Below are 15,690 nucleotides of genomic sequence, written 5' to 3'. Positions count from 1 at the left end.
ATCTACTAAAAGCTTAACTGTATTGGATTAATTAAGGTAAAACCTAAGGTTAACGAAGGTTAACGAGAAATTTATTGAAGATAAGCCTGTAATGTAGCACTTACTTTTACATCATTTGCAATTACAGAACTAAAAGAACCATTTAACATGAAGTCTTCTCTATTTACCACTGAAGATATTTTTAATGTTAATTTAGTTCCTGTAGATTTTATTTCATCTATATTAAATCTTATTTTTTTAGTAATTCCCTTTATAGTTATTGCAGCTTCTAGTTCTTTATCATCAACAGCTATAGCTTTAAAATAAATATATTGATGTTGTGTGACGTTAAAGTAGCCTTCTCCTTTTAAATCTTCATCCCTTTTTTCGTTATCAGTGTCCACCGACTTTATATCTACAATTCCATCTATAGAAGTAACCATATTATTATCAATGGTAATTTTGCCTTTAAACTTACTAAACTTTCCATCTACGCTTATAAAAAGAAATTTATCAACGGAAAAATTTATATTTGAGCTATCACTCTGTACGATAAAAGTATCGGCGATTGCACTAAGTGACAATATGAGTATAAACAATATTTTAGACATATATATGCTCCTTATCTTTAACAATATGAGCTTTTTTCTCAAGTTGTTTTAAAATTTCTTCTTTAAATATTACCTGTTGATTCTCTTCTCCGTGGACAATATAAATATTATCTACTCTCTCAAAAGAGTTCATCCACTCTATCATCTGCTTTTGATCCCCGTGGGCTGAGAAACCGTTGACAGTATGTATGCTTGCATTTATTATAATTTTTTCATTATAAAGTTCAATAAACTCTGCACCTTCGACAATTTTTCTACCGAGTGTATCTTTTGCCTGAAAACCAACAAATATTACAGCATTTTTATCATTCCATAAACGATGTTTAAAGTGATGCAAAATACGGCCACCACTACACATACCGGCTCCGGCTATTATGATTGCACCGCTGGCAATTTCATTTATTTTTTTAGACTCATCTGGGGTTTGAATATATTCTAAATTGGCAAAATCAAAAATAGAGCCGCTCTCTTGCATAAAATCTTGGCAACCTTGACTTAGCTCATCTACATGTTTATTGTAAAGCCTTGTTGCACGGATTGCCATAGGACTATCTAAAAAAATCCTACATTTAGGTAGTTCACCATCTATGCTCATTTGCTTAAAAATACATAGCAGTTCTTGAGTTCTATCAACAGCAAATGATGGTATCAATACATTTCCATCATTTTTGAGAGTCTCTATGACTATCTTTTTGAGCTCAGAAATAGAATCATCCATATTTTTATGTTCTCTGTCGCCATAAGTTGACTCTATATATAAAGCATCTGCGACATTACCGTCAACCAATTTAGGAAGAAGAAAGTCATTTTTGTTACCAAGATCTCCACTAAATACAATAGTCTTTTGCATACCACTCTCTAAAAAGCTTATTTCTACAAAAGCTGAACCTAAAATATGACCAGCATTATGAAAAGTAACACTGAGATTATCATCTAGGACTAGAGGTTCTTCGTATTTCATAAAAGACTTTTGTAATGTAAGAAGTGATTCAACATCCAGAGAGGTATAAAGAGGCTGTAAAAGCTTGTTTTCTTCACCGCATCTTTGTGCTTTTTTAAAACGGTGATAGTAATTCTCTTTCATCAGATGCGCACTGTCTAGTAATATTACACTAGCAAGACCCAATGTAGAACGGGTAGAAATAATCTCTCCCCTAAAACCACTTTTATATAAAAGTGGCGCACGCCCTACATGATCTAGATGAGCATGGGTAAGAATTAGATAGCTAATATCTTTTGGATTAAAACCAAATGATTCTGCATTTTTTTCTTCAAGTTCACCTTGAAACATTCCACAATCTATAAGTATTTTTTTTCCATCTTCTAATGTAAGTAAATGACATGAACCGGTAACAACTTGGGCTGCTCCGAATGATTCTACAAAAGCCATATTATCTCCTTTATTTAGATGATTATACGATTATTTTACTAAAGCCACCGCATCTATCTCTACTAGAGCATTCTTAGGAAGAGTTTTTACAGCTACTGTTGAGCGAGCCGGCTTGTGTGAACCGAAAGCTTCTGCATATACTTCATTTACAAGTGCGAAATCATTCATATCTGCTAAAAATATTGTTGTTTTTATAACATTATCTAGTGAACTGCCTGCTTCAATTAGTACCGCTTCAAGATTTCTCAAAACTGCAACAGCCTGAACAACTACATCTTCCCTTAAAAGCTCATCACTACCCTCTGGCGTCAGTGCAATCTGTCCAGAAGTGTATACCATTCCATTTGCTACTACTGCTTGTGAATATGGTCCTATTGCTGATGGTGCTTTGCTTGTTTGTACGAACTTCATTTTATAATTCCTTGTTTTATTTTCTTTTCATATTCTTTATCTACATCACCTAAAAACGATCTAAAGTCCAACTCATCCCAGTAACCTACAAATGAGTAAATCTCCTCACCTTTTGAAGTTACAAAATAATGTTTTGGAACTCTTTTTACATTAAACCATGAAGGTAAATCATCTATGTCCCTATCTGCATGAACTAAAACATACTTTTCGTTAAGCATCTTCAAAACTTTTTCATTTTGCAAAGTTGTGCTTTCAAATTTTCTGCACCAACGACAAGTTGATGAAGTAACGAGCACGTAAAGATGCTTGTTCTCTTTTTTTGCAACTTCAAGTGACGCTTCATAATCATTTGACCAATCAAGCTCTGCACTCCATAGAATTGAAATCAGGACTAGCATTAAAAACAAATGTTTCATATATATTTCCCTACTTCCAGTTACTGATCAAATTTTTAAAGATTTGGTATAGTTCTTGAACTTCCTTAACAGTTGTTCTCTCATTAACCGCGTGAATAGTGTCATTGATAACACCAAACTCCACAACATCTATACCCATAGGAGATATAAACCTTGCATCTGAAGTTCCACCTGCTGTTGAGTGCTTCGGCTTGATACCTGTAACGCTTTCTATGGCTTCATCTATCTTTCTGACAAGTTTTGTATCTGTGTCAGTTTTAAATGGGTACGAGCCTTGTGTCAGCTTTAGATCATAGTCTAAACCGTCTAAGTTAGAAGCTACAAACTCTGTAACTTCTTTTTGAGTTGTAAGAGTTGTATTTCTAACATTGAACATCATATCAAGATGGTTTGGAGTTACATTTGTAACCTGCATCCCAGAACGAATGTCTGTAACTACAAACTTACTAGGACTAAAAAACTCATCTCCGTTGTCAAGGTTCACACCGGCCATACCTAAAAGTCTAGGTGCGATGTTGTGGATGGGATTGATAGCCTTTTCGGGATATGCAGCATGACCCTGCTTTCCTTTTAAAGTAATGTAACCGTTAATAGAACCTCTGCGCCCTACTTTGATGGCATCTCCAAACCTGTCTTCACATGTCGGCTCTGCAACTACTACAGCATCTGGTAGCATTGAGTTTTCTTTTAAGTACTCTAAAACTTTTACAGTTCCGTTTATAGCATCACCCTCTTCGTCTGAAGTAAGTAAAAGAGATAGTGTGCCGTTGAAGTTTTCAGCTTCTTTAACAGCCTGAGTAAATGCCGCTACTCCACTTTTCATATCTTGAGTACCGCGACCAAAGATGTATCCGTCTTTTTCTACTGCCTCATAAGGGTCAGTGTCCCAACCTTTTCCGGCAGGAACAACATCAACGTGTCCTGCAAAACATAGATGCTCACCCTCTCCAAACTTCTTGTAGATAAAAAGATTTTTTACATCTTCCTCGTCAACACGCACAGCAGTAAAATCTGGTAAGTAGTTTTCTATAAAGTCTAGTAGCCCACCATCATCCGGTGTCTCACTTTTTTGCTCTACTAAGTATTTAAAAAGTTCTATTATATTCATCTATTTCTCAGCACCTGGATTATCGTAAAAGATGTATGAAGTAGAGTAATCACTTATCTCAAAGTAAAGCTTTTTCTCTCCAGCATCTACCTTCAAATTTTGGTTTGAATCTAGTACACCGTAACCATATCTGTATGTTCTTGGGTTGTTTCCTTGCGTAGCTTCAGCAGTTGAAAGCTTGTCAATTTTAATGAATCTCTTCACAAGTTTATCACCCATATAGATATCAAGCACACCGTCAGTCCCTGTCCAGTTCTGGATGCTTCTACCTATCTTGTTTTGTGTCTCTTGTGTACATCCGCTAAACATCAAAGTCAGCGCTATAGTCGCTAATATTATTAATTTTTTCATATTTATTCCTTGTCTAAAAAAAGTAATTATACACTTTTTTGATTATAAAAGACTTTTGATTGATTTTCGGTTTAAAAGTGGAGACTAAATATAGGGATGAACCTTTAATCTAAAAAATAGTACTATTTGTGAATTATAGTATTTGGAGATAAACAACATGTTTGGATATGGAAAACTTAATAGTGAAGGTTCTTTAATAAGTGCTACAAACCAACATGATGACTTTGAAGAACTATCAAATTTTGAGCAAGATAAAGATAAGAAATTTTATAGGTACTATAAGTTAGAAAAAGTTGACGGTAAATATATACCAAATATTGAAAAAATTGAAGAAGAAAAAGTCAAATCAGAGCAGTTTTTGAAACAACAAAAAACAGAAAGAAAAGCAAATTTCAATACAAAATACCCATTAGGTTTCACTCAATCAATATCAGACAATCTAAAGGAATATACTTGCCCTAAATGTAGGGATTATGAACCAACTCTAGACAATATATTTGGTGTACATATTTTAAAAGACATGTACTGTCTTAGAAATAATATAGATTGTATTCAATGTACAGCTAATAGTTCTATTAATGAGCAAATAAAAATGTTAAAAATGCTTATTGAAGTTGTTAAATACAATGCTTTCAATGAGGTTTATAAAACTTTAGGTTCTCAAACAAATATTGGAACGATTTTAATGAAAAAAAATCAAATCAATGATATTTATTTTGAAGAAATGGGAATACCAAAAGATGCAAATATATTAGATATGAATTTAACACCATCTGGAAATTTATTTCCATTAAAACTTATGTCAAATAATCCTCGTCATATGCAAGAAATTAACAATAATATATTTAGCTTTTTTCCTTCTAATATTTTTAAGGAAATAATTCCTTCAGAAAGAGAAGATAGCTTATCAATATCTGTACAATGGATATTATTTGAAGAAGATGATATTTCAGATATTAATTTACTTCAAGCTATGGATAACTATATTGATAACAAGCCATTAGAACTAATTATGAATGCTAATAGAACGCTAGAACTATTATGTAACCAAATTTGCTTTAAAGAGTTTGTTAAAGACAATGATAGTAACAAAGGTAAAAAAAGTGTAGAAGATTTTTTAGTTACTGGTGCAACTTATGGACATCAATTAAATCATTTACTCTCACTAATATGTAAAAGCAATAATTTAACACCTATTGAAAAAGAATTGATTAGCAAAATCAATTGGCTAAGAAAACTTAGAAATGACATTGCTCATAGAGGTCAAATTAAAGACAATAGAGAACTAACTAAAAAAGAAAAAGAAGAAATCTTAGCAATAGCTATTTTAGGTTCGTCATTAATGAAATATATTTATAAAAAAATTTAACTAAAACATTACGATAATATTTTAATCCCAATCATCCAAAACAAATTCATCAGATGCGTCTTTAGCTTTTGGCTCATTTATCTCCGGCTCGTTTACCTCAGCAGTTTTAGGCTTTTTCATTTGCTCTTCAAACTGAAGTTCAAGTCCGTTTGAAGTCATCATGAAACCATCAACACGAAGTTTTCCGTTGTGTATGTCGTTGTGGTGTTCTTTACATAGTGGTACAAGGTTGTGTTTGTTGTCCTTGTGAAAGTGACCTATGAAACCGGCTTTATCAGCAAGTGAGCGTTGTGAGATGTGGTGCACATCTTCTGCCACTGCTCCACATATTACACACTTAGTTACATATAGATCTTTGTTGTACTTGCTTTTCTTTTTCTTCACAAGCAGTTCCAGCTCATCAAAGTCATTTGCAAGTCGTTTTCTTATCTTGTTCGCAATGTCAAGAAACTCTGCATCCATGTGAAGAGACTTAGCAAACTCCAGACCGTAGATGCTACTACCACTTCCAGATTGTAAAACTCTGTTAAACAGAAGTGCATCTTTTTCTTCATCATACTCTACACTTAGATGCAAGTCTACTACGTTGTTAAGAGTAGTAATCTCTTTCATAGTTGAGAGCTGATGCAAGTGAGTTGCAAAGAGAAAAAGTGAGCGAAGACGTGAGAGTTTTATGATGGCACTAGAGACTATGGCAACACCTGAAAGTGTCTCAGTTCCATGACTTATCTCATCACCAAGTATGAGTGAGCGAACAGTTGCACGGTTAAATATATTTTTAAGCTCTAGCATCTCTACTGCGAAAGTTGAAAGCCCTTTTGCTAGGTTGTCTTTTGAGACGATTCTTGTAAATATAGAGTCAAAAAGAGAGAACTTCATAACAGCAGCACTTACAAAAAAGCCCGACTGAGCCATCAGAACTGCTATACCGATACTCTTCATAAGCGAAGACTTTCCACTAGAGTTGATACCGTAAAGAAGAACGCCGTTTATCTCATGTCCGTCATGTACACCGACTTCTAGCATAACAGTCTCAGGATGTGGTAAGTCCATATAATCACGATTTCCCATTACTATGTCGTTTGGTACGTAGATGCCGCCACGTTCTTGAACTTCTATGAGTGGATGACGAAGCTGCATAACCTGCATAAAGTTTTCATCGTCTTTTACATCTACTATCATCGGTCTTGAGTGTTTGTATTCCTGAGACACCTTAGATGAACTCACACCAACATCCAAATCTGCAACATAAGCAATCACACGAGAGAAAAGCAGAGAGTAACGTCTCTCATACAGAGCTTGAAGCTGGATATATCTGTCTTTTACTAAAACCACAATCTTTCTGCGGTTTTTCATGATCTTATCTGAGAGCGTATCTGTAAATGGAGATGTTATTTTTACGCTGTTTGTAAGTTTTTTAACATTGAACTCTTGAAAGTCTTCATGGTTTTTAAACTCGCTCTCTATCATAGAGTAACGGTTTTTACTCAAAGAGATATAGTAACCCTCTTTTTCTAAAACACCCAAAGATACAAGACGACTTGATGAACTTGCATTTGAAGCTTCAAGAAGAGCCTCTATCTTACTCATGATATCTTCAAAAGCTATGAGCATCGTAGCGTTTTGCTCTACCAAAATATCTACTGCTTCATCTACTCCGCTCATAAGGAAGTTTTCATCTACGGTTGCATTTGTAAAACGGCGGGAAACATCAAGGTCTATACTCTTGCTTATATCTCTTAAAAACTCATCAAGCTCTGACTCATGAAAAGGAGTCTTCTGAATCTTATGTTTTTTCACATACCCCATCAGATCTTTTACACTAACCATAGACTCAAAAACATGGTTCATCTCAAATGGATGTAGACGTCCGAGGTTTAGTCTGCGGGAGAGTCTCTCAAGGTCATAAACTCCGCGCATAGTCTCGTCTAAAAACCTTGTGTGAGATGATACTCTCTCTATCAGGTTATAACGACGTTCCAACTCATCTTTTTCCATAATAGGATTTAGAAGTCTCTCTTTTAAAAGCCTTCGCCCGATTGCCGTTGCACTCTTGTCCAGCATCTTTAAAAGTGTAAACTCATTTCTGTCTTTAGAGATGATTCCTACTTGCTCTAGTGCATTGTTACCTAGATACATAAAACGGCGGTTATCTATAAGGTTTGGACGGTTTAGTTTTTGAACTATGTGTATGTCATGTTCTATAACAAAGTGAACTAAGACAGCAAGAGATTCTGTTATCATCGGATTGCGTTCTAAGTCCAGATGCTCTATGGGAGAAAGTAGTGACTGAATCTGATAAACTTCAGCAAAAAGTTTGTTCTGAAAGTCCACCTTTGGTCGCTGGTTATTTACAGAGTAGTGATAATGTTCTGCAATCTCTAAATACTGAACCACATGCTTGGGATCTTGAACTCCATCCAAAAAGCTAATAACCACTTCTGAAGTACGGTAGATATTTAAAAGATTGAATATCTCATCAAGTGCGTATGAAGGATCTTCACTTGTTCCGTGTGTCTCATAGAGCCAAGTTTTACCAGTTGTCACATCTATGGCAGAGTAACCGACATTGTAAATGCCCCTATAACAGTCTACTAGTATTGAAGCTATGTAGTTGTCATCGTTATCAACTATATGATCAAAGTTTGTTCCAGGTGAGACAATTTGTGAGATATATCTGCTTATCTTTGGCGGATTGCCCTTTTGTTTCACTACGATTATAGTGTATTTTTGCTCTTGGATGAGACGACTTAGATAGCGTTCAAAAGAGACTGCAGGTACACCTGCTAAAAGTGGGTTTTTGTCAGAGTTTTCTATGATGTTTTTGTTTTTCTTAGTTAGTTGGATGTTTAAAAGTTCAGCTATCTCTTTAGCTTTTCCCACCTGCTCATCATCATTGTTAACTTCGTATACTTCAAAGAAAGTTCCTATCTCCATGAAAACTACAGTATTTGATCCATACTTATCTTCAAAATATCTCTGTAAATCGAAATATATTTGAGTTAATAATTTATCTTTGTTGTTTAATATAGAACTTACATCTGATGAGAGCATTAATTACTTTTCCACTGTTATTTATTTATTGAGATTATATCATAAATGGTTTGGGCATAAAAATTGCTTTTTTCTAGTTTAGAAATATTAATCCATGCATAAAACTCACTACTAACTCACTTTTGTTAGTTAACATACTTAAATTAGTTTTATATAAAAACCTAAGAAGGAAGATTAAAATGAAATACATAAAAACTTCGTTAATTCTATCTCTATTTGTATTCTCGCTAAATGCATCCGAAGTTACACCAAAAATAGATAGCGAATTTGCCTACATTCAGCCAATAGCAGTTGAAGAAGCACCAGTAGTAAAAGCTGTTGAAGAAGCACAGCTTGATGGTGATTCTGACGGTGTACTAGATCGTGATGACAAATGTCCAAACACTCAAGCAGGTGAAAAAGTAGATGCAAGTGGTTGTATGATTAAACTTGACTCAGATAAAGATGGTGTTCCAGATACAGATGATAAATGTCCTAACACTCCTGCAGGAACTAAAGTTGACTACAGGGGCTGTGAGCTAGACAGTGATGATGATGGGATTGTAGATTCAAAAGACAAATGTCCTGATACGAGTAAAGACTTTGTTGTTGATGGTTATGGTTGTCCACAGACTGCGACACTTAAAGTAAACTTTGCACCAAGCAAGTACAATGTTTCAGAAGAACTTGTTAACGATCTTCAAAACTTTGCACTATTCTTAAAAGAAAATCCTGGATATCAAATACTCATCTATGGATACACAGATAGCATCGGTAGTGCAGCAGCAAACAAAACACTTTCACAAAACCGTGCAAATGCTGTAAAAGAAGCTCTATCTCGTTATGGAATTAAAACTACGAGAATGACTGCTATAGGAAAAGGTGAAGCTAACCCGATCGCTGATAACACGACTAAAACAGGACGTGCAGAAAACCGTCGTATTGAAGTAGAACTACTTCAATAGTTATAAAAATGTTAAGTTTAAAATAAGAGCTTAATTATAGTCAATCTTTTTAGGCTATAATTAAGTAAAAAAAATAATTAAATACAAATACTACTAAAATAAGGGAAGAAAATGAAAAAAAGATTACTATTAGCTCTGTCAGTAGTCGCATCTTTAAGTGCACAGGATTTAAAACTTACAGTTGATGAAGTTTTATCAACAAACCCTATTGTTCTTGAAAGACTAAAGAACTACAACGCTACAAAAGAAGATATTAAAAGTGCAAAATCTGGATACTACCCAAAAGTTGACCTATCTTTAGGTGTTGGTACAGAACATACTGAAAAACGTGCTAGACCTGGTTTAGCAGATGCTTCATTTGATTTTTCTGTATATCAAAACTCATTAACATACACTCATAATCTTTTTAAGGGTTTTGAGACTAAGTACCAAGTAGAACAACAAGAAAATAGAACTGTAGCAGCAGCATACAGCTATATAGAAAAAGTTAACGACACTTCATTTACGATGGTAAACAGTTACCTTCAAGTTATGAAGAACAAAGAACTTTTAGATACTGCAAAAGCAAATATCGATATAAACAAAGAAATTTTCAATAAAGTACAAAAACTTTATGATGCAGGTCTAACTACTCTTTCAGAAGTAAATAAAATAGAATCATCTCTTTCACTTGCAAAGTCAAACTATGTTGTTCAAGAAAACACACTTATGGATGCTACTTACAGTATGCAAAGAGTTTTAGGAAGATACCTGAACCCAGAGGAGATGACCAGACCGGAACTTAATGTAGCACTTCCTGCCACTATAGAAGACGCAGCACAATACGCTATGCAAAACAATCCATCACTTTTAGTAAGTAAGTACAATATCAAACTTGCTCAAGCTACATACAAAGAGAAAAAATCTCCTTTTTATCCTCATTTAGACATAGAAATATCTCAAGCTATGAACAAAAACCTAAGCGCAGTAGAGGGAGAAGACGACCGTTTCCGTGCAATGGCATTTTTAACATACAACTTTTTCAATGGTTTTGCGGATGAAGCGGCACTACAAAAAAGTGTAAGTACAATCCATCAAGAAGTAGAGTTGAAAAACACTCTAAGAAGAGAAGTTATAGAAGGTCTTAATCTTTCATGGGCAGCTAATGAAAAACTAGCTGACCAATTGAATCATCTTAATGATTATAAAAAATTCTCTCTAAAAACTCTTACTCTTTATGCAAAAGAGTATGATTTAGGTCGTCGTTCACTGCTTGACCTACTTGCTGCACAAAATGACTTCATCGGTGCAAAATCCCAAATCATCAACACTGAGTACAGTATGCTTTTTGCAAAATATAGAATCCTAGATGCTATGGGGACACTAGTACCAACTGTTATCGGAAATACTGATATTGTTTATTCAAATGTTGGACTTGTAGGTGAAACACCTAAAAATGAGGATGCCCTTCCAATAGCGTTCGATAGAGATAGAGACCTTATCGTAGATGAAGAAGATATCTGTAATAACTCACTATCTACAGAGATGCGCAATATTTTCGGTTGTAAATTTGTGTATGAAGATACTAAGCGTATTGAAAGATATAGCGGTTTCTTATTTGAAGACGGCAGTGCTAACCTAACTGGAGCTGGGCAAGACAGACTTAACAAACTGATTACTCAGATTCAACCATATGGCTGGGATAACCTTAAGTTTGATGTTTTAGGTAATGTTGAAGATGAAAAGATGACTGAAGAACAATTACTTCAACTTTCACAGCAAAGAGCAGAGACAATAAAAACAAAACTTACTGAAGCTGGTGCGAATGTTGATTTCATAGTATTGCATTCTAAAGCTGACACAGCTCCAATGTTTAGTAATGAAAGCGATGACTCAATCGAGTTAAACAATCGTGCAGATATTATTGTAAGAAAACTGAAAAAATAAGAATCTAAAGGCCAAAACATATGCTTATAACAAGTGCAGATAACTTAAGAATGGACTCCTTGCTTGAGTGCTTGGTTCTATTTACAAAGTTATATCACAAACCTTTTTCAGCAGAAGCATTAACTGCTGGACTACCTATAGAACCAGGGGCTGAAGCACCTGAACTTTTTTCTATTAACAATGCAAAAGGTCTTTTCTCTCGTGCAGCAGAAAAGGCAGGCTTGAAATCAAGTCTTATTAGAAAACCACTTTCACAAATATCACCGCTACAACTTCCTATGATAATTTTACTTTCAAACCAAAGTGCTTGTATCTTAGATAGATACAGTGAAGATGGAAGTCAGGTAAAAATAATAATGCCAGCGGAAGAAGCAGTTGAGCAGTGGGTAGATTTTGATGTACTAGAAGATGAGTATATAGGTTATGGCTTTATGGTTAAAAAAGCTTTTGAGTATGCAAATGAAAATTCAAGAACTCTAAACTTGGATCAAAAGCACTGGTTTTGGAGTACTATAAAATTATCTGCGGGTGTATACAAAGATGTTCTTTACGCTTCACTTCTTATAAACCTTTTTGTTCTAGCATCTCCACTTTTTACAATGAATGTTTACGACAGAGTTGTTCCAAATAACGCTATTGAAACACTTTGGGTATTTGCCATTGGTGTAAGTATAATCTACATAATCGATACATTCTTAAAGTTCACTCGAACCTATCTCCTTGAAAGTGCCGCTAAAAAAAGTGATATTATCATGTCATCTATCATTTTTGAAAAAGTACTAGATTTAAAAATGGCTCACCATCCTGCTTCAGTTGGCTCATTTTCTAGTAATCTAAAAGACTTTGACTCCATTAGAAGCTTTTTAACAAATGCTACTATGGCTGCTGTAATCGATCTTCCGTTTGCTGTTATATTCTTAGCTGTAATCGGTTATATCGGAGGAAGTATTGTCTTTATTCCTATCGCTACTATGTTTTTAATCCTTCTTTATGCAATACTTATCAAAAAACCTCTGCGTGCAAGTATTGAGAGCACTCATGAAGCAAGCGCAAAGAAGAGTTCTATCCTAATAGAGACACTTAACAATATAGAGACTTTAAAAACACTCGGAAGTCTAGGTCAATCGCAATGGAAATGGGAAGAATCTACTGGAGAAATAGCTAACAGAAGCTTTAAATCTCGTTTACTCTCTGCTTCAATTCCTACAATTACTCAACTTTTTATTCAATTAAATACTGTAATGATTATTGTTTATGGTGTATATCTTATCCAAGAGTTTGAACTATCAATGGGTGGACTAATAGCGATAGTAATTCTTACCTCAAGAACACTAGCTCCAATGGGACAAGTTGCTTCTATACTTACTAACTATGAAAATACTAAAACATCGTATGATACACTCAATGAAATCATATCTCAACCAAGTGAAAGACCAAATGGTAAAAAATTCCTTGAAAGACCAAACTTTAGTGGACATATTGAGTTTGTTGATGTAACATTTTCTTATCCAAATACTGATGTTCCAGCACTTAAAAACGTCTCTTTTATAATAAAACCAGGCGAAAGTGTTGCTATTATTGGTCGTATTGGCTCAGGTAAAAGTACTATTCATAAACTAATTTTAGGACTTTATGAACCAAATTCTGGACAAATTCTTATAGATGGTATTGATATTAAGCAGGTAGACCCTGCAGACCTTAGAAAAAATATAGGTTACGTTTCTCAAGATATCATGCTATTTCGAGGAACAGTTAAAGACAATATCACCTTTTGTGCCACGCATGCAAGTGATGCGCAGATGATACGTGCTGCAAATATAAGTGGGACTTCAGAGTTTATCAAAAAACATCCAAAAGGCTATGAGATGCCAATTGGAGAAAGAGGACAAGGTCTATCTGGTGGGCAAAGACAAAGTATTGGTATTGCCCGTGCATTTTTAGTTGACACGCCTATTATGTTAATGGATGAGCCAAGTAGCTCTATGGATCAATTAACAGAATCAAAACTTCTTGATAATTTAGAAAGAAACCTAAAAGAAACTACTTCAATTTTTGTGACTCAGAAAATGACACTATTAAGTATAGTAGATAGAGTTATTGTACTCAATGATGGTAAAATATATATAGATGCCCCAAAAGAGGAAGCATTAAAAAAACTACAAGGCAAAGGTGACAAAATTGAAAAAAATAAATAAGCCTGTAGAGTATAATGAAAAAGACTATGAATTTATGAATAGTCTTAGTTCTGCTATTTTGGTTCAAACGCCTTCGAGAGTTAGTAGAGTGCTTAAGATATGGATAGTTACTATCTTTCTTCTTATAATTTGGGCTTCTTTAGCTGAGATAGACGAGATTACCAGAGGTAATGGAGATGTTATCCCTTATGGTCAGAATCAGGTTATACAAAATTTAGAGGGTGGTATAGTTGAGTCTATTTTGGTAAAAGAGGGTGAAAGTGTTAAAAAGGATCAAATAATCCTAAAAATCAGTAATGCTAAATCTACCTCTTCATCAAAAACAAATGAGATGAAATTTCAAGAGCTTCAAGCAAAAAGATTAAGACTTTATGCTGAAGCAAATGAACTAGAGTTTAAAGATATGGAAACAACTTTTCCTGAATTAAAAGCACAAATAAAATTAGCAAAAGAGCTTTATGAATCATCTAAATTAGAATTTAATGCTAAAGACAACTCTTTTCTGGAACAAATAGAGCAAAGAAAACAAGAGTATATAGAAGCTAAAGCCAGAGTTGCATCTTTAAAAAAATCATTAGAATATGTTTCTGAAGAGATTGCTATGACTGCACCTATGGTAAGAGAAGGTGTAAAGTCTAAAGTTGATTTTTTAAAGCTTAAAAGAGAAGCTAACGGCATAGAAAATGACATAGAAGCAGCTGAACTTTCACTTCCTCGTTTAGCTTCTGCTATTACAGAATATAGACAAAAACGTATAGAGTCAAAACAATTATTTATAAACAATGCTAAAAAGGAGCTAAACGAAGTTACAGCTGAACTATCAAGACTTGAAACGCAACAAGTTGCCTTTAGTGATCAAGTTGAAAGAACTATGGTTAAATCACCGGTTGATGGTATCATTCAAAAGCTATTTATAAATACTGTTGGTGGGGTTATTAAGCCCGGTGATGATTTAGTTGAAATAGTTCCAACGAATGAGAAACTATTTTTAGAGGTAAAAATCAAACCAAGTGATATAGCATTTTTACATCCTGGAGCAGAAGCTAAAGTAAAAGTATCAGCATATGACTTTGCTATTCACGGTGGATTAATCGGAAAAGTTGTAAATATATCACCTGACACTATTACGGATAGCAAAGAAAATACTTTTTACATAATCCATATAGAGACAGAGAAAAATTACCTTGGAACAAAAGAACATCCATTACAAATCATTCCCGGTATGACTGTAAATGTTGATATTGTAACCGGCCAAAAAACTGTTATGCAGTATATTTTAAAACCTATTTTAAAATCAAAACAATATGTTTTTACGGAGAGATAAAATGAATATTCTATTTTTCAGCTCTAATATGGATATTATAAATGAATGGAAACAAAGACATGCTGTAACAGACAGTATTGTATGCTCAGATGTTGATTCTTTAAGTGATAAACTTAACGATTACAATAACTTAATTATCATTGCTGACTATGACAGCATTGCTTCTGAATTAAACACTATGATATCTTCAGGTTCAATTCCAAATAACTTAATCGTTTTAGAAAAATCTCCTGCAATTGTGACAGGTAAAATGTTAATATTGCGTGGAATAAAAGCATATGGAAATTCAAGGATGCTAACTCATCACTATAATCAAATGATTAAGACAGTTTCTGAAGGTAATATTTGGACATACCCTGAACTAACAGCAGAACTTGCTAAAACTAGCAATAAACAATCTCTAAATAGAGATGCTTTGGAATTGATAGAAAATAGGCTTTCGCAAAAAGAACTAGAAGTAATATACCTTATTCTAGATGGATTAACTAATGATGTGATTGCTTCAGAGCTTAATATAACTACAAGAACAGTAAAAGCACATATAAGTTCTATATTTTCTAAACTGCATATAAATGATAGAATTTCATTAATCCTTTTACTAAAATAATAAAA

The 15,690-nt window shown here is 34.1% G+C and carries 13 protein-coding genes; 6 read left to right on the top strand and 7 right to left on the bottom strand.

Features of this window, described 5'->3' with window-relative positions:
* Window positions 1-71: 71 nt before the first annotated feature.
* The 6 genes from SMGD1_RS11135 to SMGD1_RS11110 are packed head-to-tail and all read right to left on the bottom strand — an operon-like array spanning window position 72 to window position 4,266.
* A complete protein-coding gene (locus SMGD1_RS11135; protein WP_008339549.1) occupies window positions 72-590 on the bottom strand; it encodes a YceI family protein in 519 nt (172 codons plus the stop codon).
* Window positions 583-1,980, bottom strand: a complete 1,398-nt coding sequence (locus SMGD1_RS11130; RefSeq protein ID WP_008339521.1) for an MBL fold metallo-hydrolase — start codon at window positions 1,978-1,980, stop codon at window positions 583-585. Before SMGD1_RS11130 ends, SMGD1_RS11135 begins: the two co-directional genes overlap by 8 nt.
* Before the next feature lie 30 nt (window positions 1,981-2,010).
* Window positions 2,011-2,391, bottom strand: coding sequence for a RidA family protein (locus SMGD1_RS11125; protein WP_008339373.1), 381 nt, complete (start codon window positions 2,389-2,391; stop codon window positions 2,011-2,013).
* Entirely contained in the window at window positions 2,388-2,807 is a 420-nt protein-coding gene (locus tag SMGD1_RS11120) for a thioredoxin family protein (RefSeq protein ID WP_008339217.1), read from the bottom strand. The genes SMGD1_RS11125 and SMGD1_RS11120 overlap by 4 nt, the downstream gene beginning before the upstream one ends.
* A 10-nt stretch (window positions 2,808-2,817) precedes the next feature.
* Window positions 2,818-3,915, bottom strand: coding sequence for a succinyl-diaminopimelate desuccinylase (gene dapE / locus SMGD1_RS11115; protein ID WP_008339546.1), 1,098 nt, complete (start codon window positions 3,913-3,915; stop codon window positions 2,818-2,820).
* Window positions 3,916-4,266, bottom strand: a complete 351-nt coding sequence (locus tag SMGD1_RS11110) for a hypothetical protein (RefSeq protein WP_008341362.1) — start codon at window positions 4,264-4,266, stop codon at window positions 3,916-3,918.
* Between the two features lie 157 nt (window positions 4,267-4,423).
* Between SMGD1_RS11110 and SMGD1_RS11105 the strand changes: the two genes are divergently transcribed.
* Entirely contained in the window at window positions 4,424-5,635 is a 1,212-nt protein-coding gene (locus tag SMGD1_RS11105) for a hypothetical protein (RefSeq protein ID WP_008339225.1), read from the top strand.
* A gap of 21 nt (window positions 5,636-5,656) precedes the next feature.
* Here the strand turns inward: SMGD1_RS11105 and SMGD1_RS11100 are convergent, their stop codons facing one another.
* On the bottom strand, window positions 5,657-8,689 hold the full coding sequence (locus SMGD1_RS11100; RefSeq protein ID WP_008339479.1) for a MutS-related protein: 3,033 nt from the start codon (window positions 8,687-8,689) through the stop codon (window positions 5,657-5,659).
* A 179-nt stretch (window positions 8,690-8,868) separates the two neighbouring features.
* Here SMGD1_RS11100 and SMGD1_RS11095 point away from each other — a divergent pair, with 179 nt between their 5' ends.
* The 5 genes from SMGD1_RS11095 (at window position 8,869) to SMGD1_RS11075 (ending at window position 15,685) form a co-directional block, all read left to right on the top strand.
* Complete coding sequence (locus SMGD1_RS11095) at window positions 8,869-9,633, top strand: OmpA family protein (RefSeq protein ID WP_008339444.1); 765 nt, start codon at window positions 8,869-8,871, stop codon at window positions 9,631-9,633.
* Window positions 9,634-9,744: 111 nt separating this feature from the next.
* Window positions 9,745-11,559, top strand: a complete 1,815-nt coding sequence (locus SMGD1_RS11090; RefSeq protein WP_008339440.1) for a TolC family outer membrane protein — start codon at window positions 9,745-9,747, stop codon at window positions 11,557-11,559.
* Between the two features lie 20 nt (window positions 11,560-11,579).
* Window positions 11,580-13,754: a type I secretion system permease/ATPase gene (locus SMGD1_RS11085; protein ID WP_008339402.1), complete on the top strand. Its 2,175-nt coding sequence runs from the start codon at window positions 11,580-11,582 to the stop codon at window positions 13,752-13,754.
* A complete protein-coding gene (locus SMGD1_RS11080) occupies window positions 13,738-15,078 on the top strand; it encodes an HlyD family type I secretion periplasmic adaptor subunit (RefSeq protein WP_008339257.1) in 1,341 nt (446 codons plus the stop codon). Before SMGD1_RS11085 ends, SMGD1_RS11080 begins: the two co-directional genes overlap by 17 nt.
* Before the next feature lies 1 nt (window position 15,079).
* Window positions 15,080-15,685 carry a response regulator transcription factor gene (locus tag SMGD1_RS11075; protein ID WP_008339434.1) on the top strand — a complete coding sequence of 202 codons (606 nt, stop codon included), beginning with the start codon at window positions 15,080-15,082 and terminating at the stop codon, window positions 15,683-15,685.
* The last annotated feature ends 5 nt before the right edge of the window (window positions 15,686-15,690 follow it).

Source organism: Sulfurimonas gotlandica GD1, assembly GCF_000242915.1.
Taxonomy (GTDB): Bacteria; Campylobacterota; Campylobacteria; order Campylobacterales; family Sulfurimonadaceae; genus Sulfurimonas; species Sulfurimonas gotlandica.
The sequence above is the reverse complement of the archived record's forward strand: the minus strand, read 5'-3'. Positions and strand labels throughout refer to the sequence as shown.